Source organism: Sphingopyxis sp. GW821-FHT12F08, assembly GCF_058806755.1.
In genome coordinates this window covers 628,930-646,747 of record NZ_JBXAQA010000001.1, presented here as the reverse complement: position 1 = coordinate 646,747, position 17,818 = coordinate 628,930, and the positions used below count along the sequence as shown (strand labels likewise).

General features: G+C 67.4%; 17 protein-coding genes. 11 read left to right on the top strand and 6 right to left on the bottom strand.

The window, feature by feature from the left end; all coding sequences use genetic code 11:
- Positions 1 to 102 precede the first annotated feature (102 nt).
- From recQ to AC1RNQ_RS03130, 5 genes are all read left to right on the top strand, one after another.
- Positions 103 to 1,881 (top strand): DNA helicase RecQ, encoded by a 1,779-nt coding sequence (gene recQ / locus AC1RNQ_RS03150; RefSeq protein ID WP_493168842.1) that lies wholly within the window; start codon positions 103 to 105, stop codon positions 1,879 to 1,881.
- A 327-nt stretch (positions 1,882 to 2,208) separates the two neighbouring features.
- A complete protein-coding gene (locus AC1RNQ_RS03145; RefSeq protein ID WP_493168840.1) occupies positions 2,209 to 3,201 on the top strand; it encodes a hypothetical protein in 993 nt (330 codons plus the stop codon).
- Between the two features lie 416 nt (positions 3,202 to 3,617).
- Positions 3,618 to 3,920 (top strand): UrcA family protein, encoded by a 303-nt coding sequence (locus tag AC1RNQ_RS03140; protein ID WP_493168838.1) that lies wholly within the window; start codon positions 3,618 to 3,620, stop codon positions 3,918 to 3,920.
- Positions 3,921 to 3,947: 27 nt separating this feature from the next.
- Entirely contained in the window at positions 3,948 to 5,018 is a 1,071-nt protein-coding gene (locus AC1RNQ_RS03135) for an AraC family transcriptional regulator (RefSeq protein ID WP_493168837.1), read from the top strand.
- Between the two features lie 77 nt (positions 5,019 to 5,095).
- Entirely contained in the window at positions 5,096 to 5,923 is an 828-nt protein-coding gene (locus AC1RNQ_RS03130; RefSeq protein ID WP_493168836.1) for a sterol desaturase family protein, read from the top strand.
- 123 nt (positions 5,924 to 6,046) lie between these two features.
- On the opposite strand, the gene AC1RNQ_RS03125 is transcribed toward AC1RNQ_RS03130, so the two are convergent.
- Positions 6,047 to 6,688, bottom strand: coding sequence for a GNAT family N-acetyltransferase (locus tag AC1RNQ_RS03125; RefSeq protein WP_493168834.1), 642 nt, complete (start codon positions 6,686 to 6,688; stop codon positions 6,047 to 6,049).
- Positions 6,689 to 6,778: 90 nt separating this feature from the next.
- Between AC1RNQ_RS03125 and AC1RNQ_RS03120 the strand changes: the two genes are divergently transcribed.
- From AC1RNQ_RS03120 to AC1RNQ_RS03105, 4 genes are all read left to right on the top strand, one after another.
- Entirely contained in the window at positions 6,779 to 7,213 is a 435-nt protein-coding gene (locus AC1RNQ_RS03120) for a protein tyrosine phosphatase family protein (RefSeq protein ID WP_493168833.1), read from the top strand.
- Positions 7,210 to 7,617 (top strand): hypothetical protein, encoded by a 408-nt coding sequence (locus tag AC1RNQ_RS03115; protein WP_493168832.1) that lies wholly within the window; start codon positions 7,210 to 7,212, stop codon positions 7,615 to 7,617. Before AC1RNQ_RS03120 ends, AC1RNQ_RS03115 begins: the two co-directional genes overlap by 4 nt.
- Positions 7,610 to 8,524 (top strand): sterol desaturase family protein, encoded by a 915-nt coding sequence (locus AC1RNQ_RS03110; protein ID WP_493168830.1) that lies wholly within the window; start codon positions 7,610 to 7,612, stop codon positions 8,522 to 8,524. The genes AC1RNQ_RS03115 and AC1RNQ_RS03110 overlap by 8 nt, the downstream gene beginning before the upstream one ends.
- Before the next feature lie 336 nt (positions 8,525 to 8,860).
- Complete coding sequence (locus AC1RNQ_RS03105; protein ID WP_493168829.1) at positions 8,861 to 10,453, top strand: GMC family oxidoreductase; 1,593 nt, start codon at positions 8,861 to 8,863, stop codon at positions 10,451 to 10,453.
- Between the two features lie 134 nt (positions 10,454 to 10,587).
- Here AC1RNQ_RS03105 and AC1RNQ_RS03100 read toward each other — a convergent pair whose 3' ends face one another.
- Positions 10,588 to 11,130 (bottom strand): winged helix-turn-helix transcriptional regulator, encoded by a 543-nt coding sequence (locus AC1RNQ_RS03100; protein ID WP_493168827.1) that lies wholly within the window; start codon positions 11,128 to 11,130, stop codon positions 10,588 to 10,590.
- Positions 11,131 to 11,218: 88 nt separating this feature from the next.
- On the opposite strand from AC1RNQ_RS03100, the gene AC1RNQ_RS03095 reads away from it, so the two are divergent.
- Entirely contained in the window at positions 11,219 to 11,593 is a 375-nt protein-coding gene (locus AC1RNQ_RS03095) for a VOC family protein (RefSeq protein WP_493168825.1), read from the top strand.
- The gene (locus tag AC1RNQ_RS03090) at positions 11,590 to 12,087 is read left to right on the top strand and encodes a hypothetical protein (RefSeq protein ID WP_493168823.1); all 498 of its coding nucleotides are present in this window, start codon (positions 11,590 to 11,592) and stop codon (positions 12,085 to 12,087) included. Before AC1RNQ_RS03095 ends, AC1RNQ_RS03090 begins: the two co-directional genes overlap by 4 nt.
- A 216-nt stretch (positions 12,088 to 12,303) precedes the next feature.
- Here the strand turns inward: AC1RNQ_RS03090 and AC1RNQ_RS03085 are convergent, their stop codons facing one another.
- The 4 genes from AC1RNQ_RS03085 to AC1RNQ_RS03070 form a co-directional block, all read right to left on the bottom strand.
- Complete coding sequence (locus tag AC1RNQ_RS03085) at positions 12,304 to 14,673, bottom strand: TonB-dependent receptor (protein ID WP_493168821.1); 2,370 nt, start codon at positions 14,671 to 14,673, stop codon at positions 12,304 to 12,306.
- Positions 14,674 to 14,926: 253 nt separating this feature from the next.
- A complete protein-coding gene (locus AC1RNQ_RS03080; protein WP_493168820.1) occupies positions 14,927 to 16,396 on the bottom strand; it encodes an ammonium transporter in 1,470 nt (489 codons plus the stop codon).
- 17 nt (positions 16,397 to 16,413) lie between these two features.
- Positions 16,414 to 16,752: a P-II family nitrogen regulator gene (locus AC1RNQ_RS03075; protein WP_003043080.1), complete on the bottom strand. Its 339-nt coding sequence runs from the start codon at positions 16,750 to 16,752 to the stop codon at positions 16,414 to 16,416.
- Positions 16,753 to 17,052: 300 nt separating this feature from the next.
- Entirely contained in the window at positions 17,053 to 17,754 is a 702-nt protein-coding gene (locus tag AC1RNQ_RS03070; protein WP_493168818.1) for an endonuclease/exonuclease/phosphatase family protein, read from the bottom strand.
- Positions 17,755 to 17,818 lie beyond the last annotated feature (64 nt).

Here is a 17,818-nt window from a genome sequence, read left to right as displayed (position 1 = left end):
CCCCCACCCGCTGCGACTAGGAAACAAGTTTCCAAGTCTCGCTGCTCTCCCCTGAAGGGTAGGGCTTGAGTTTGGTGCCCCATCCGCCCTATCGCCGCCCTCATGTCCGCCGACGCACTGCTCCCGCTCCTTAAATCGACCTTCGGCTTCGACCATTTTCGCGGGCGGCAGGGCGATGTCGTCGACCGCGTGATGGCGGGGCAGCGCACGCTCGCGGTGATGCCCACGGGCGCGGGCAAGTCCTTGACCTATCAGCTGCCCGCGGTCGCCTTGGACGGCTGCGTCGTCGTCGTGTCGCCGCTGATCGCGCTGATGCACGACCAGCTGCGCGGCGCGCGCGCGGCGGGGATCCGCGCGGCGTCGCTGACCAGCGTCGATGCCGATTTCGCCGATACGCGGCAGGCCTATCGCGACGGGCAGCTCGACCTGCTCTATATCGCGCCCGAGCGCGCGACGGGCGACGGTTTCCGGTCGCTGATGGAAGCGCGCGCGCCCGCCTTGTTCGCGATCGACGAGGCGCATTGCGTATCCGAATGGGGGCATGATTTCCGCCCCGATTACCGCCTGCTCCGCCCCTTGCTCGACGCCTATCCCGACGTGCCGCGGCTCGCGCTGACGGCAACGGCCGACAAGCACACGCGCGAGGACATCCTCGTCCAACTCGGCATTCCCGCGGACGGTTTGATCCTCGCGGGCTTCGACCGGCCGAACATCCGTTATGCGATCCGCCCGCGCATCGGCGCCGCGAAGCAGCTCGCCGACTTCATCGCCGCCAATCCGGGCCCCGGCATCGTCTATTGCCCGACGCGCGACGGCACCGAGCGGATGGCCGAGAAGCTCGCCGCCGCGACGGGGCGCAGCGTCGCCGCCTATCACGCCGGGCTCGAACCCGAACGGCGCGCGCGGGTGCAGCACGACTTCGTCGCGTCGGAGGACGGCATCGTCACCGCGACGGTCGCCTTCGGCATGGGGATCGACAAGCCCGACGTGCGCTTCGTCGCGCACGCGGGCCTGCCCAAATCGATTGAGGCCTATTATCAGGAAACCGGCCGCGGCGGGCGCGACGGCGACCCCGCCGAGACGCTGATGCTGTGGGGCGCCGAGGATTTTGCGCGCGCGCGGATGCGGCTCGGCGAATTGCCCGAGGCGCGCGTCGCGGGCGAACGCGTGCGATTGAACGCGATGGCGGCGCTGGTCGAGACGAGCGAGTGCCGCCGCGCGCTGCTGCTCCGCCATTTCGGCGAGACCCCGCCGGCGAGCTGCGGCAATTGCGACAATTGCCTCGAGCCCCCGGCGCGGATCGACGCGACGATACTGGCGCAGAAGCTGCTCTCGGCGGTCTATCGCACCGGGCAGAGCTTCGGAGCGGGGCATGTCGAGGCGGTGCTGACCGGGCGCAGCGACGCGCGCATCGAAAGCCGCGGCCACGACAAATTGTCGGTCTTCGGCATCGTCGGCGGCGACGAGGCGCGGCTGATCAAGCCGCTGGTGCGCACGCTCGTCGCGCGCGAGGCGCTCGAGACCACCGAGCATGGCGGGCTGATGTTCGGCCCCGCCGCGCGCGCGATGATGAAGGGCCAGGTGCCGGTGACGATCGCCGAACCGCCCGCGCGGCGAACACGCCGCGAGCGCGGCGGCGGCACGGGTGCGGCCCCGAACCCCGTCGGCGATCCGCTGTTCGAGGCGCTGCGCGCGACGCGGCGCGAACTCGCGGCCGAGGCGGGGGTGCCGCCTTACGTGGTGTTCCACGACGCGGTGCTGCGCGCGATGGCGGCCGACAAGCCCGACAGCCTGCACGCGATGGGGACGATCCCCGGGGTCGGCGCGAAGAAGCTCGAGGCGTGGGGCGATGCGTTTCTGGCGGTGATCCGGGAGTTTTAGAAATTATCTCACGCAAAGGCGCAAAGGCGCGAAGAAGAGAGAAAAAGGGGGGCTCACATAAAGACACAAAGAGGGCGCGCTGCCCTGCGAGCGGCCTCTTGTCGCCGCGGGCGACCTCATAAAAGGCGCTTCGCGCGGATCCTGCAGCTTCGGCTAGCGGCGTCCGCCCCCCTCTTTGTGTCTTTGTGTGAGATTTTCTTCTTCGCGCCTTTGCGCCTTTGCGTGAAATATTCGAACCCGCCCTCTCCACCCGACCAGCCGCCCGATTGACAGCGCCCCGCTCTCCGCGCATCACGCCGCCATGGGTCGCGGCCTTCGGAGCCTGCCATGCCGCGCTATGCCCTGCCGCTGATCCCCGCCTTGTTGTTCGTCCTCCCCGCCGCCGCGCAGGAGCCGCCGCTCACGCAGGAGGCGGCGATGCGCTGCGGCGTGCTCAACAGCCTGATGGGCGTGCTCGAGGAGGGCGATGCCGAGAAGAGCCGCGCGCGTGGCGCGATGGCGCTGACCTGGTTCAGCCTCGGCAACGATGTCGAGGGCGCCGACGAGGCCGCGGGCAAGGCGGTGTTCGGCCGCGTCCATGAAGAGGAGGGCGAGGCGGTGGTCGCGCTGCCCGCCGCGGGCGACGCCCGCGCCGAACATCTCTTGAAGCGGCTCGACGCGTGCGACGCGCTCAAATATGCAAACGCCACCGCCTATCGCGCGATGGCCGATTTCCTCGCCACCGCCGACGCCGCGCAATTCGAGGGCGACGCGGCGCTGCGGCGGCAGGGCAAGGAACCGCCGCCGCCGCCCGAAAAGGACCTGAGCTTCGGCGACGGCTGGACCTTTCAGTCGCGCGGCAACAACTGTACCGCGGTGAAGATGCTGGGCAAGGACCTCGAGCTGAGGCTCGGCTTCAACAATTTCGAGGACGGCGCGGTGTGGCTGACCGGACCCAGGCTGCCCGCCTTTCCCGACGAAGATATCGACGCGGCGGTCGCGAAGCACGACAAGGGCGCGGTCGAGGACGAATCCGCCGAGGGCGCGGACGGTATTCCCGTCTATGCCTATGCGCCAGGTGTCACCTACGCCAATTATCCGGGCACCGCGCTGTTCGTCGACGGCAGGATCGCGGCGCGCATCGTCTATGGCGCGACCGAGGAAGGCGAGACCGCCTATCGCATCGGCCATCTGCAAAACTGGGTCTGGCCCAAGCTGAAGGCGGGCAAGGAATTGCGCGCCAAGGTGCTCGGCAAGGAGGTGGGCGTGGTCGAGCTCGGCGCGGCGGGCGGGCTGTGGGCCGAGATGCAGAGCTGCATCGATCAATATCCGGACGGGTAGGCGTTGGCTGCTGGGTGGGCTCTTGGAAAAATAATCTCACGCAAAGGCGCAAAGGCGCGAAGAAGAAAAATCTCACACAAAGAGGACGCGCTGCCCTGTGAGCGGCATCTTGTCGCCGCAGGCGACCACAGTGCTTCGCGCGGGTTCTTGCGCGTCGGGCAGCAGCGTAGACTGTCCTCTTTGTGTCTTTGTGTGAGTCCTTTTTTCCTTTTCTTTCCGCCTTCGCGCCTTTGCGTGAGACAAAAAAGTACGAACCTCGCCGCCTCCGCTAGCCGATGACCGGCACCCGCGCCCGCTGATTTCGAAACGGGCTAGCCGATTTCCAAACCCGCCGCGACCCGCGGCGCGGGCTTTGGCATCTACCGGCCATCGGCGCTCTCCCCTCCACCGCGCCGGTGATCGAAGGAGCAAAGCCCATGAACTATGCGATCCTCACCTGCCTGTTCGTCGCGGCCACGGCGCTGTCCCCCGCCGCGCTCGCCACCGAACCCGCCGCGACGCTGCGCATCGATCTGACCGGTATCGACCTCACGACCCCGCGCGGGATCGAGGCGGCGCAGCGGCGGATCGACCGCGCGGTCGCGGCTTTTTGCCGCAACGATGTCGAGCATCTGAGTGTCGGCGGGCGGCGGGCCGCGCGCGAATGCCGCGAGGCGGTGCGGGTCGATGCGCTGGCAGAGCTCGACGACCGGCGGGTGCGACAGCTGGCGGCGCGCTGACTCCTGCGTTAGCAGGCGGCGATGGCGATGCTCGACTTGATAGATGCGATGATTCGCGGCGGCAGCATCGCGCTGTTCCTGCTGTGGATCGTCCTGCTGTGGCGCGACCATCGCGCGGTCGCGGCGGCGCGCGTCGCGATCGCGATGAACGCTACGATCATCGCCTATCTCCTGTCGGGATTGTTCAAGCCGCACGGCACGGGCCAATATCCCTATATTATCTTCGACATGCTGTCGGTGATGGTGCCGGCGCTGTTCTGGCTGTTCGCGCGCCTGTGGTTCGACGACCGCGCGCGGATCGGCTGGCGCAGCTGGTGCCCGGTGCTCGCCTTTGCGGCGCTGCCGCTCGCGCAGGCCGCGCTGATCGCGGCGACGGGGCGGTACAGCTGGGAGATATGGGCGGTCGTGCGGATCGGCATGTTCGGCTTCGCGCTGGCGGGCATGTGGATCGCGTGGCGCGGGCGGACCACCGACCTGGTCGAGGCGCGGCGCGGCTTTCGCCTCGCGCTGATCTGCGCGATCGGCGGCTTCATCCTGCTCGTGACCTTCGTCGAGATGTTCCACAACCGGCAGGGCGGGCACGAGGTCTGGCGCGCCGTGACGCTCGCCGCGATCTTCGCCGCGACCTTCGTGGTGTCGATCACCCTCTACCGCTTTCGCGCCGCCGAGCTGTTCGCTGCGCCCGACGTGGCGGCGCCGCCCGAACGGTCGCGGCCGCCCGCCGAGCCGTCGCCGCTCGCCTGGCGGCTGAGGACGATGATGGCCGAGGAGCGCGCCTATCGTGCCGAGGGCTTTTCGATCGCGATGCTCGCAGCACGGCTCGGCGAGCCCGAATATCGCGTGCGGCGCGCGATCAACGGCGAGATGGGGTTTCGCAACTTCACCGCCTTCCTGAACGGCTTCCGCCTCGACGAAGTGCGCGCGGCGCTCGCCGATGCCGCGCAGCGCGAGGTGCCGATCCTGACGATCGCGCTCGACGCGGGCTTCGGGTCGCTGGGGCCGTTCAACCGCGCCTTCCGCGAGGCCGAGGGGATGACGCCCAGCGAATATCGCGTCCGGGCGCTGGAGGGCCGGCTCGCCGATTCCGGAATCGGCTAGCCATATTTGGACTGCGGGGAGCGGCCGCGGCGGCGGCGTGCTGAAGCGCGGGCATCCGACAGAAGCAGGACGCCCCGATGCTCGACGCCTTTCCTCCCCTCGCCAACCTGATCCACAAGGGCCCTGCGGTCTTCGCTTTCGATTTCGGGCGTTACTTCGTCGCCGCGGCGCTGGTGACGCTGGTCGTGTGGGCGCTGCGGCGCACGGCGCTCCGGACCCGCAAGATCCAGTCGCGCGAGGCGACGACGGCCGACCGGCGGCGCGAGGTCCTGCAGTCGGTGCAGACCGTCGGCGTCTATACCTTCGTCTCGGCCTTCATCATCTGGGGCGTCGATGCCGGGGTGCTGCACCGTTTCGAGGGCAGTTATGGCTGGGCGGGCGACCTCGCGCTGCTCGCGGCGCTCGTCGTCGCGCATGACGCGTACTTCTATTGGGTGCACCGCGCGATGCATCACCCGAAGCTGTTCAGGACCTTCCACCGCGCGCATCACCGCTCGATCACCCCGACCCCCTGGGCGGCGTACAGCTTCGCGATTCCCGAGGCGTTCGTGATGATCGCCTTCGTGCCGATCTGGCTCTTCTTCGTGGCGACCCCCGCCTGGGTGATGCTGACGTGGATCCTGTTCCAGATCTTGCGCAACGCGATGGGGCATGCGGGGTTCGAGCTCCATCCGCGCTGGTGGCTGTCGACGCCGTGGACGCGCTGGATCAACACCACGACGCACCACGACCTGCACCACAGCGGCGGCTTCAACACCAACTACGGCCTCTATTTCACCTGGTGGGACAAGATAATGGGGACCGAGCATCCCCGATATGCCGAGCGTTTCGCCGAGGTCGTCGCCGGGGATCGCGCGGCGGCTACGAAGCCCGCCGACCCCGGTGCGGCACCGGTGGCGGCTTGAACCAGATCCGCCTTCCCGGGCGAGGGGTTCGGGGAGAAGGATATGGGGCGCCGCGCAAGGGCGTCCCGCGACTGCGGAGCCCCGGGTGTGCCGATTGCACCCCCGGGGCTCTCGCGTTTTGGTCTAGGAGCGGTTGTGTCCGGGCGGCGAGATGACCGAGACGATATCGCTGCGCAGCGTCCAGCCGAGCCGTTCATAGAGCGCCTTGCCGTCGGCGGTCGCGACCAGCAGCGATTCGGTGACCCCGCGGCGCGACGCGCGGTGGCCGAGTTCGGCCATGATCGCCGAGCCCAGCCCGCGGCGGCCGAACTGCGCTTCGGTCACGATCTGGTCGTAGACGGCACGGCCCCCGTGGATGCCGATAACGCCGCGCGCGGCGAGCGCCCCGTCGGCGTCCCGCGCCACCGCCTCGACCCGGCCGTCGCTTTCATCGACCTCGATCGCGAACCCCGGCGTGGGCCGCGCCGCCGGCATGTCGGTGCCGCTCGCCATCAGCCACATCGGGTCGCGCAGCTGCCAGTGCGGCGGAACGAGCAGAAGAATCGCCGCGCGCGGGGCGGCGCAATCGATATAGATGGCGGGCGCCGAGACCGCGGCGAAGGCCGCGGCGACGGTTTTGCGCGACGCGTCCGCAAGGATCAGGCGCCCGGCCTGATCGGGCTTGCCGGGCTCGAACCACAGGCCGGCGACAAGGGTGGCGCCGACGGGCGTGGCGTATCCGCGCGCCGCGCAATACCCAAAGGCCCATTTGAAATGATCGTCCATCGGGTCGTCATAGGCGAAGCGCGGCGCAAGGAAAGCGGCGACGCAGCTTCGCGCTTGTCAGCACGCGCGCGGCAGGAGTAGATCGGCGGCATGAGCGATTTTCGAACCCTGTCCGCCGACTATAGCGTCGCCCCGCAAATCAGCATCGAGGATATCGCCGAGGCGAAGGCCGCGGGCTTTGCGATGGTGGTCAACAACCGCCCCGACGGCGAGGAACCGTCGGCGCCGCAGGGCGACGAAATCGCCCATGCCGCCGCGGCCGAGGGGCTGGCCTATGCCGCGATCCCGGTGGGGCATGCCGGCTTCAGCCATCCGCAGCTCGACGCGCTCGACGCGGTGCTGTCGGGCGCGACCGGCCCGGTGCTCGCTTACTGCCGGTCGGGCACGCGTTCGACGCATTTGTGGGCGCTGGCGCGCGCCCGCGCGGGCGACGATGTCGAGGTGCTGGTCGATGCGGCGGCGAAGGCGGGCTATGACCTGACCGGATTGCGGCCGATGATGGACGCGCTTGCGGGGGAAAGATGACGGTAGCCGATTTGATCCAGCTCGGCGCGTCGCTGGCCGCGGTGTTGTTCGTCGCCTGGCTGGTCGGAAAATTGGGACTCGGCGCCGATCCGCGGATCGCGGATGCCGCCCATGCGATCCGTCTCGCCGAAGAGGCCGAGGCGGGGTTCCGCGGCACCGACGTCGCGCGCGACCGCGCGGGCTTCGCGGCGATCGTCCGCAACGCCGAGGGGCGGATGATGCTGGTGCGCGCGCATGGCAATCATTTCGCGGCGCGGCCCGTCGACCACCAGATGATGGCGCGGCTCGACAAGGATTTCCTGACGCTGACCCCGCACGAGCGAACTTTCGGTGCGGTGACGCTGCAGCTCGGCAAGGAGGCCGGGGTTTGGGCGGCGCGGATGCGGGAGATTCCGGGTGGATAAGCTCCCCGATCCGGTCGTCTATGCGGTCCCGGCCTTCATCCTGCTGCTGATCGCCGAGATGATCTTCTCTCTGCGCGCCGACAAGAGCCGCTTCGAGGCGCGCGATACCTTGACCTCGCTGATGCTCGGCACGGTGAGCCAGGTCGCGGGCGCGCTCGTCGGCGCCGCGGTGGTCGGCATGTCGGTGTGGGTGTATCAATACCGCCTGTTCGACATCGGGATCGATTTTACGACCTGGTGGTGGGCGTGGATCCTCTGCTTCTTCCTCGACGATCTCGCTTATTATGCCTTCCACAGGAGCGCGCACCGCGTGCGCTGGTTCTGGGCGAGCCATGTCATCCACCACAGCTCGCAGCATTATAATCTCTCGACCGCGCTGCGGCAGACCTGGACGGGCTTTTTCAGCCTTGGCTTTATCTTCCGCCTGCCGCTCTTCCTGATCGGCTTTCCGCCGGCGATGGTCTTCTTCTGCGCGGGGCTGAACCTGATCTATCAGTTCTGGATCCATACCGAGGCGATCAGGCGGCTGCCGCGCTGGTTCGAGGCGGTGATGAACACGCCGTCGCACCACCGCGTCCATCACGGCGTCAACCCGCGCTATCTCGACGCCAATTATGCCGGCGTGTTCATCATCTGGGACAAGATGTTCGGCAGCTTCGTCCCCGAGCGCGACGATGAGCCGGTGCGCTACGGCATCGTCAAGCAGCTCGGCAGCTTCAACATCTTGTGGGCCGCGGTGCACGAATGGGTCGGTATCGCCAAGGACGTCTGGCACGCGCCGTGGCGGCACAAGCTGTCCTATATCTGGCGCGAGCCCGGCTGGAGCCACGACGGCAGCCGCGCGACGAGCGCGACGATCAAGCAACGCTGGGCGGCGGGGCGGCCCGTCGAGGAACCGGCGGAGTAATCCGGAGCGCTGGGATGAGATTCGCGCAGAGACGCAGAGAGCGCAGAGATTTTTGTTCGCGCGGAGACGCGGAGAGATATCCCACTCCGTTCGTGCTGAGCTTGTCGAAGCACCGTTCTTCTCTTGTGAGGTTTCAGAAAGAACAGCCCTTCGACAAGCTCAGGGCGAACGGTTTTTTATATCTCTCCGCGCCTCCGCGCCTCCGCGTGAACCCCTTCCTGCTCTGCGCTCTCTGCGCCTCTGCGCGAATCCGCTTTCCGCCTTGCTTCGCTCCCTAATGACATTCATGTAAGCACCCATATGACCACCGGTCGGGTGGCGAGGGGAGCGGCGCGCATGAGTCCTGGGGATCAGTTCGACATCATCGTCATCGGCGGCGGCAGCGCAGGGAGCGCGGCGGCGGGGCGGCTCGCCGAGGACGGCCGGCGCACGGTGTGCCTGGTCGAGGCGGGCGGGACCAACGATATCGTCCGCGTCAAGACCCCGGGCTTCATGCCCTTCATCCCCAAGGCGTCGAATTATCAATATGACACGCTGCCGCAAAAGGGGCTGAACGGGCGGATCGGTTACCAGCCGCGCGGGCGCGGGCTCGGCGGGTCGAGCGCGATCAACGCGATGGTCTATATTCGCGGCCATGCCTTCGATTACGACCAGTGGGAGGCGCTCGGCGCGACGGGCTGGAGCTATGCCGACGTGCTGCCCTATTTCAAGCGCAGCGAGGGTAACGAGCGCGGCGGCGACTATTTTCACGGCAGTGACGGGCCGCTCAACGTCATGGACCAGCGCTGGCCCAATGTGACGAGCCGGCGCTTCGTCGAGAGCGCGGCGGCGCTGCAACTGCCGCGCACCGCCGACTTCAACGGCGCGAACCAGGAAGGTTTCGGCTTCTATCAGGTGACGCAGAAGGCGGGCGAGCGCTGGTCGGCGGCGCGCGCCTATGTCGAGCCTTTGCGTGCGCACGCCAATTTCACCGTCCGGACGAAGGCGCTGGTCGAGAAGATCCTGGTCGAGGACGGGCGCGCGACCGGGGTGGTGATCCGCCGCGGGTCGAAGCGCGAGACGCTGCGTGCACGCGGCGGGGTGATACTGTCGGCGGGGGCGTTCGGGTCGCCGCAGATCCTGATGCTGTCGGGGATCGGGCCGGGCGCGCATCTCGCCGAACATGGCATTTCGGTGGTTGCCGACCGCGCCGCGGTGGGTGCCGACCTGCAGGATCATATCGACTATGTGTCGAGCTGGGAGACGCGCTCGACCGATCCCTTCGGCGACAGCCTCGGCGGGACCTGGCGGATGGTGAAGGCGATCTTCGAGCATCGCACCAAACGGACCGGGATCATGACGACCTGCTTCGCCGAGGCGGGGGGGTTCTGGAAATCGCACCCCGACCTGCCCGCGCCCGACATCCAATATCATTTCGTGCCCGCGATGCTCGAGGATCATGGGCGGACCAAGGTGAAGGGGCATGGCTTTTCGTGCCACGCCTGCGTGCTGCGCCCCGAGAGCCGCGGGACGGTGCGGCTGGCGTCTTCGGATGCCGCCGCGGCGCCCGCGATCGACCCGGGCTTCCTGACTGATGCGCGCGACATGGCGACGCTCCGCGCCGGCGTGCGGATGATGCACCGCATCGCCGCCGCGCCGCCGCTCAGCGACTATGCCGGGGTCGACCGGCATCCGGTGAACCTCGAAGACGATGCGGCGCTCGACGCGCTGATCCGGTCGCGCGCCGACACCGTCTATCACCCGGTGGGCACATGCCGGATGGGCAGCGACGATGCGGCGGTGGTCGACCCGGCGCTGAAGGCGAAGGGTGTCGACGGGCTGTGGGTCGCCGATGCGAGCATCATGCCGCGGCTCGTGTCGGGCAACACCAACGCGCCGAGCATCATGATCGGCGAGCGGGCGGCGGATTTCGTGAAGGCGGCGCTTTAATAATTCGCCCTCCCTTTGAGGGGAGGGCAGCGAGACTTGGCAGCTTGCTGCCTAGTCGTAGCGGGTGGGGGCCAGAAGCCTTACGCTACGCCGCGAGCCCCCACCCCCAACCCCTCCCCTGAAGGGGAGGGGCTTTAAGAAGCGCAAGCCTCCGCCAGTACCCGCCCGGGCCCCGTCAGCCCATACAGGCTGCTCGGCGGCCTTGTGTCGATCACCTCGCGCCGCACCAGCCCATGCTTCCCGAGCGCCGCCAGCCCCGACGACAGCGCGCGCGGCGTGGCGGGCGCCAGCAGCCGGGACAGCGCGTTGAAACGGTCGTGCCCCGCGCCGATCCCGGCAACCAGCGGCAGCCCCCAGCGCGTCGCGCCGCCGGGCGGCAGGCCGATCGCCGCTTGCGCCTCGGCGATCGTCGCGGCGCGCAGCGCGGCGGCGTGGCCGCTTTCGGTGAGGATATATTCGGGGCGCAGCGGGTGGCCGTGGCCGGGGTTGCGCCGCACCCAGCCGAGCGTCGTCGCCGCGTCGAGCGTGCGCGCCAGGCTGTCGCGGGACAGCTGCAACCGGTTCACCAGCTCGACGAAGCGGGCACCCTTATGCGCCGCGAGGTCGGCGAGCAACGGCACGAGCCAGCGGTGGCTGGTCAGCTGCGCGAGCAGCGGATCGGGGGCGCTTGACGGCATTTGCCAGTAACTATACAAACCGGACTATCGATGCAACGGCAAAGGCGAACGGACCCTCGTTCGCGGGCCGGAAGAGGGAGCGAAAGCCATGGCGTTGAAGATCGGATCCGAGCTCACCTGTTCGATGGGGGTCAAGGACATGACCGCGTCGATCGCCTGGTACGAGCGGGTGATGCTGTGCGAATTGCTCTACCGCGCCGACGAGCTCGGCTGGTGCGAGCTCCGGACCCCGATGGCGGGGGTGCATATCGGGCTCAGCCAGGTCGAGAGCGTGACGCAGGGCGGCGGCGCGACCAATGTGTTCGAGGTCGAGGACATCGAAGCGGCCAAGGCGCACCTCGACGCCGAGGGGGTGCGGCAGGACGGCGACATCCGGCATATCCCGGGGCTGGTGAAGCTGCTCACCTTCTACGACCCCGACGGCAACGCCTTCATGTTCTCGCAGTCCGAGATGGCGGCATGACGCCGCTCTGGTGGGTGGCGGCCGCGCTGGTCGCCCCCGCCACGCCGGCTGCCACCGCCGTCACCGATGCGCCGTCGCTCGCCGCGTGGCATGGCCGCTGGATCGGCGAGGGTCAGGCGTTCGGCAGGCCCGCGACCGCGACGCTCGACATCGTCCCCGGCGAGGGCGGCGGGGCGACGCTCGCCTATCGGCTGACGATCGCCGGCGAGCCACCGGTGACCTATTCGGCCGAGGCGAGCTACGGCTTCGATGCGAAGGGCCGGCTCACCGGCACATGGGCCGACAGCTATGGCCGCAAACGCCCCGTCGCGGGCGGCGTCGAGGGCACAACATGGTGGACGCATTGGGGCAGCGCCGATGTCGAGATCGGCCGCTCGACCTATCGGCTCGGCGACGGCGAGATGCTGTCGGTCAGCGATTCGGTGCTGCAGGCCGACGGCAGCTGGCGCACCTTTGCAACGCTGCAATATCGGCGCAAAACCGCGGAAAATTGAAGGGGTTTTTGTGCGCCTCCATGCTGCGCACAAAAAAAGAGGGCCGGGACTTGCGTCCCGGCCCAGCCTTTCAGGCTCTCCCCTCCTGAAACTCTTGATGGCTGAATGCCATATTAATGTCATGATGGGAAGGCCTAAATTTGCATCAGCACTGCCTATTTTCCGGGCAGCGGCGAAGGCGGATTTCCGGCTCCGGAAACCCGCCTCCTTCCTCCCCTAGAAGCTCTGCCGCGCGGTGATGCCGAAGGTGCGCGGCTGGCCGACGGTATAGCCGAGGCGCGCGCGCCCGCCGCGCTCGCGGTCGAACGAGAGCAGGGCATTTTCGTCGAGCAGATTGTTGACATAGACGCTCAGCGACAGCCCGCTGTCGAAGTCGACCCCGGCGCTGAGGTTGACCAGCTGATATTCGGGCAGCTGGAGGTCGACCGTCGTCGCCGCATTCGCCGGGGCGCCGCCGAAGGGCAGGCCGTGGACGAAGGTGCGCGGGTTGTTTTCCTGATCCGCCGGCTGGGTATAGCGCGTGCCGACATGCTGGAACGAGGCGGCGAGATAGGCCGACGCCGAGTCCGAGACCGGGAATTCATAGCTGCCCGAGGCCGAGAGCTGGAATTTCGGCACCGAGGGCAGGCGGTTGCCCTCGCGAATCCCCGTTGCGGTGGCGAGCACGCCGGGCAGGGTGGTGTCGAACTCGGCCTCGATCAGGCTGCCCGACAGGTTGAGGTCGAGCCCGTCGACGGGCGACAGCCCGAGCTCGAACTCGACGCCCATCGAATGCGCCTTGTCGACGTTGAAGACGATGCGCGACGAACAGCTGCCCGCGTCGAGCGTCACCTGCAGGTTGCGGATGTCGTTGTAGAAACCCGCGGCGTTGAAGGTGAAGCCGCGGCCCTGCGATTTCACCCCGACCTCATAGTTCCACAAAGTCTCGTCGTCATAGTCCTGGAAGCCGCCGAACAGCGCCGCGTCGGCGGGGGTGCAGAGCGGCAGGTTGAGCGGATCATTGACCCCGCCGAGGCGGAAGCCCTTCGATGCCTGCGCATTGATGCTGACATCCTCGGTGATATCGTAACTCAGCAGCACGCGCGGGCTGATGCCGTTCGAGCGCGTCTTGTCGCGGCGGTTGTCGAGGTTCGAGAACAGCCCGCCGGTGACGAAGCGCCGCGTCTCGACGAAGTCGTAATAGCGGCCGCCCACGGTGACGTCGAAGGCGTCGGTGATCGAATAAGTGCCTTCGCCGAAGATCGCGAGCTGCTTGATATTATAGGGCAGGTCGGCGTTGTACGGCGAATTGGCGGGGAAGCCGTTGGCGGTCGCCGCCGCGGTGCCCGCGCCCAGCGTCGCATCGGTGAAGGCGTCATAGCCCGGGGTGGGCAGGCGCTGGCGATAGAAGCGGTCGGTGCTCGAATAGAAGCCGCCGAACACCCACTGGAACGCGCTGTCATAATCCGACGCGAGGCGGATTTCCTGCGTGAAGGTCTTGAGGTCGGTGGTGTCGACGAGGTTCGACGGCAGCAGCACGCCGGCGGCCGGATAGCCGAGGTCGACCGACACCGAGCCGGTGAGCGCGCTCGCGTCGCGGCTGACGAGGATGTCGCGGTTGGTATAGCTGGTCACCGAAGTCACCGACACACCGTCGAGCTTGGCGTTCATCACCAGGTCGGCGATCAGCGTCTCGTCCTCGAAGCCTTCGCGCAGCAGCAGATATTGCTCGCGCTCGTCATAGATCACTTGCGGCCGCGTCGTGGTGAAGCGGTTGCCGTAGAGATTGTAGATGTCCTGGCGGTTGAAGCCGTCGGCGGTCACCTTCTGATAGACGACGCGCGGGGTGATGGTGACGTCGTCGACGGGTTCGAAGGTCACCGCGATGCGCCCGCCATAGCGTTCGCCGCTGTTGACGTCGTCGCCGCCCGCCGGGCCGACCGCGTTGATGAAGCCGCCGTAGCGCGTGTAATAGCCGACCGCGCGTACCGCGGCCTTGTCGCCGAGCGGCAGGTTGATCGCGCCCTTGAGGTGGCCGCCGATGTCGTCGCCGTCGACGAGGTTGAGATTCGCCTCGACGCTGCCTTCGGTCACTCCGAGCTTGGGCTGGTTGGTGATGTAGCGGATCGTGCCGCCGACCGAGCCCGAGCCGAAGAGCGTGCCCTGCGGGCCGCGCAGCGTTTCGACGCGGTTGAGGTCGTAGAGATCGATATCGGGGGTGAAGAGCGAGAGCGAGATCACGCTTTCGTCGAGATAGACGCCGACCTGTTCCTTGACGCCGGGCTGGTCGCGCACGACCTGGCCCGCGGAGACGCCGCGCACCGAGACCTGGCTCTGCCCGGGCCCGAGGTTCTGCACCGACAGGCCCGCGACGTTGCGCGAGAGATCCTCGAGCGTCACCGCGCCCGATTTCTGGATATCCTCGGCGGTCTGGGCGTTGATCGAGAAGGGGATGTCCTGAAGATTGGCGTCGCGCTTTGTCGCGGTGACGATGATGATGTTGCCGTCATCCTCCTCGGCGGCGGCGTCCTGCGCAAAGGCGGGCGTGCCAATAGTGGCCAGCGCGAGCGTCGAAAGCCCGGCCAGCAGCATCGTGCGAGCATGCATGTTATTTCTCCTCACAAGGTACGCGGGGCTATGTTGCCCCGTCGCGGCGAGGAGGGAGTGCGCCTGTTGTCACAAATTCGCAATGGGGTCCGAATCGCGCGTAACAAAATGTCGGCGCGCTGTTGCATCGCGGCCACATAAAAAATTGGCCGGGAGCTTTCGCATCCCGGCCAAAGTGGTTCGCAGGAGGAACCTGGTTTGGACCCCGCCGCCTGTTTGGAGAGGAGAGAGCGGCGGCGGGTGTCCAGTCTCGTTACATATTGTAGGCGCGCTCCCCGTGCTCGGCGAGGTCGAGCCCTTCCTGCTCGACGTCCTTCGACGGGCGCAGGCCGATCGTGTATTTGAGCGCGAGGAACAGCACCGCGCTGACCACGCCGGTCCACACGATGGTCGTGCCGACGGCCCAGATCTGCGTCATCACCTGGCCGGTCAGGTCGAACTCGCCGGCCTTGGCGACGGGCGCGGTGTAATCGATCCAGCCCTGGCCGCCCCAAGCCGGGTTGGCGACGAAGCCGGTGCCGATCGCGCCGATGATGCCGCCGATGGCGTGGATGCCGAACACGTCGAGCGAGTCGTCATATTTGAGCTTCTTCTTCACCGTGGTGACGAAGAAGAAGCAGCCCAGCGAGGCGACGGCGCCGAGGAGGATCGCGGTGCCGGGATGGGCGAAGCCCGCCGCCGGGGTGATCGCGACCAGGCCGGCGACGACGCCGGAAACAGCGCCCAAGAGCGACGGTTTCTTGTGCACGATCTGCTCGATGATCGCCCAGGTCGCACCCGCCGCCGCCGTGGCGACCAGCGTGTTGATGAAGGCGAGCGCGCCGAAGGCATTGGCTTCGAGACCCGAGCCGGCGTTGAAGCCGAACCAGCCGATCCACAGCAGGGAGGCGCCGATCATCGTCATGACCAGATTGTGCGGGGGCATCGGTTCCGTATTATAGCCGAGGCGCGGGCCGATCACGAGGCAGCCGACCAGACCGGCGATACCCGCGTTGATATGGACGACGGTGCCGCCGGCAAAGTCGAGCGCACCCCAGCCCCACAGCAGGCCATAGTCGGTCGGCGCAGCGTGGAGGAAGTCCGGGCCGGCCCAGTACCAGACCATATGTGCGATCGGGAAATAGGCGAAGGTCAGCCACAGCACCGTGAAGATGATGAGCGGCGTGAACTTCACGCGCTCCGCGAACGCCCCGACGATCAGCGCCGGCGTGATGCAGGCGAAGGTCATCTGGAAGATCACGAAGACATATTCGGGCAGATAGACGCCGTTCGAGAAGGTCGCGGCGAAGGTGTTGACGTCGACGCCCGCGAGGAACGCCTTGTCGAGCCCGCCGATATAGAGCGGGGCGATGCTGTTGGTCGAGGTGAAGGCCAGCGAATAGCCCCAGCTGAACCAGACGAGTGCCGCGACGCAGACGATGGTCAGCACCTGCATCAGCACCGAGAGCATATTCTTGGCGCGGACGAGGCCACCGTAGAAGAGCGCCAGTGCGGGCACCGACATCATCAGAACCAAAGCCGAGGCGACGAGCATCCATGCCACGTCGCCCTTGTTGACCATCTCGGCCGTCGGCACGAAAGCGGCGGGAGCCGCAGCTTCGGCAGCAGGCGCGGCCGGTGCGGCTACCGCCGTCGCCGCTTCCTGCGCCCAGACGGGCAGCGCGGCGAACAGCGCGAGGCCCGCGGCCCCGGCGGAAGCCGCCATCTTGTTTGCGAAATTCATTGCTTCCCCCTTTATCATTACAGCGCCGCTTCGCCGGTCTCGCCGGTGCGGATGCGCACGGCTTGCCCCACGTCGAGCACGAAAATCTTGCCGTCGCCGATCGACCCGGTTCCGGCGCTTTGCTGCAGCGTTTCGACGACCCGCGGTGCCAGCGCGTCGTCGCAGACGAGCTCGATCTTCACCTTCGGCACCATGTTGGTGGCATATTCCGCGCCGCGGTAGATTTCGGTTTGGCCCTTTTGCCGGCCGAAGCCCTTGACTTCGGTTACGGTCATTCCGGCGATACCAAGCCCGGTGAGTGCTTCGCGCACCTCGTCGAGCTTGAACGGTTTGATGATAGCCAGGATCAGCTTCATGACGCCCCCTTTTGCTTATTGGCAGATGCTGCAGTGCAACAGCCGTGCCAGATTGCGCAGGGCCGCGATAAGTTAACATTTTGTGACGAATTGGGGTGCCCTTACGACCGATTGAGTCAGTCTAATGGGCAGGTGAGGCAGGGCGGTGCCTGTTTTTTGGGCAGGCTATCGTCCACCCTCCCCTCCAGGGGAGGGCAGCGAGACTTACGAACTTGTTCGTTAGTCGCAGCGGGTGGGGGCCAGCGGCCTCGCGCTATCTCGCAGGCCCCCACCCCAACCCCTCCCCTGAAGGGGAGGGGCTTAAGGCCACTCCGCCCGCTCGAACCTTGCCCAGATCGGCAGATGGTCCGACGCCCTTGCAGCGAGCGCGCTGCGGTGCACCCCGGCGTCAACCGCCTTGAGGTCGGGCGAGGCGAAGATGCGGTCGAGCTTTGCGACCGGGCGGCGGCTGTGGAAGCTGTGGCCGGTGTCGACGAGGCGGTGGCGCTCGCCGAAATCGTGGAGGCAGCCGCCTTGGTTGCGCCATTCGTTGCAGTCGCCCATCAGGATCGTCGGCAGATCCTCGCCCGCGGCGACATGGTTCAGGATCGCGCGCGCCTGCTGGCGGCGGCGGAGGCCCGAGATGTCGAGATGCATGCCCACGACGCGCAGCCGCGTGTCGCCGATGCGGATCGTCGCCGCGACGGCGCCGCGCGGCTCGAGCGTCGGCAGGTGCAGCGCGTGGCTTTCCTCGATCTCGGCGCCCTTCCTGACCAGCAGCGCATTGCCGTGCCAGCCGATGCTGTGCGGGCGGCTGTCGAGGGTGACGGGGACATAGTCGCTATGCTCGTCGAACATATGCGGCGGGATCGCGCTCGCGCGCGTGCCGAAGCGGCGATCGGCCTCCTGCAGGGCGACGATATCGGCGTCGAGTTCGGTCAGCACCGACAGCACCCGCCCGGGGTCGCGGCGGCGGTCGAGCCCGATGCCCTTGCGCATATTGTAGCTGGCGACCTTGATCATGGGAGAGTCTTGAACTGCCCTTTTTGCCGTTGGTGCTGAGCCCCTCGACTGCCTTGCAGGCGCT

Bases quoted from the DNA above. Each gene is read 5' to 3' on its own strand.
- recQ (WP_493168842.1), top strand. From the start codon at position 103: ATGTCCGCCGACGCACTGCTCCCGCTCCTTAAATCGACCTTCGGCTTC.
- AC1RNQ_RS03145 (WP_493168840.1), top strand. From the start codon at position 2,209: ATGCCGCGCTATGCCCTGCCGCTGATCCCCGCCTTGTTGTTCGTCCTC.
- AC1RNQ_RS03140 (WP_493168838.1), top strand. From the start codon at position 3,618: ATGAACTATGCGATCCTCACCTGCCTGTTCGTCGCGGCCACGGCGCTG.
- AC1RNQ_RS03135 (WP_493168837.1), top strand. From the start codon at position 3,948: ATGCTCGACTTGATAGATGCGATGATTCGCGGCGGCAGCATCGCGCTG.
- AC1RNQ_RS03130 (WP_493168836.1), top strand. From the start codon at position 5,096: ATGCTCGACGCCTTTCCTCCCCTCGCCAACCTGATCCACAAGGGCCCT.
- AC1RNQ_RS03125 (WP_493168834.1), bottom strand. From the start codon at position 6,688: ATGGACGATCATTTCAAATGGGCCTTTGGGTATTGCGCGGCGCGCGGA.
- AC1RNQ_RS03120 (WP_493168833.1), top strand. From the start codon at position 6,779: ATGAGCGATTTTCGAACCCTGTCCGCCGACTATAGCGTCGCCCCGCAA.
- AC1RNQ_RS03115 (WP_493168832.1), top strand. From the start codon at position 7,210: ATGACGGTAGCCGATTTGATCCAGCTCGGCGCGTCGCTGGCCGCGGTG.
- AC1RNQ_RS03105 (WP_493168829.1), top strand. From the start codon at position 8,861: ATGAGTCCTGGGGATCAGTTCGACATCATCGTCATCGGCGGCGGCAGC.
- AC1RNQ_RS03100 (WP_493168827.1), bottom strand. From the start codon at position 11,130: ATGCCGTCAAGCGCCCCCGATCCGCTGCTCGCGCAGCTGACCAGCCAC.
- AC1RNQ_RS03095 (WP_493168825.1), top strand. From the start codon at position 11,219: ATGGCGTTGAAGATCGGATCCGAGCTCACCTGTTCGATGGGGGTCAAG.
- AC1RNQ_RS03090 (WP_493168823.1), top strand. From the start codon at position 11,590: ATGACGCCGCTCTGGTGGGTGGCGGCCGCGCTGGTCGCCCCCGCCACG.
- AC1RNQ_RS03085 (WP_493168821.1), bottom strand. From the start codon at position 14,673: ATGCATGCTCGCACGATGCTGCTGGCCGGGCTTTCGACGCTCGCGCTG.
- AC1RNQ_RS03080 (WP_493168820.1), bottom strand. From the start codon at position 16,396: ATGAATTTCGCAAACAAGATGGCGGCTTCCGCCGGGGCCGCGGGCCTC.
- AC1RNQ_RS03075 (WP_003043080.1), bottom strand. From the start codon at position 16,752: ATGAAGCTGATCCTGGCTATCATCAAACCGTTCAAGCTCGACGAGGTG.
- AC1RNQ_RS03070 (WP_493168818.1), bottom strand. From the start codon at position 17,754: ATGATCAAGGTCGCCAGCTACAATATGCGCAAGGGCATCGGGCTCGAC.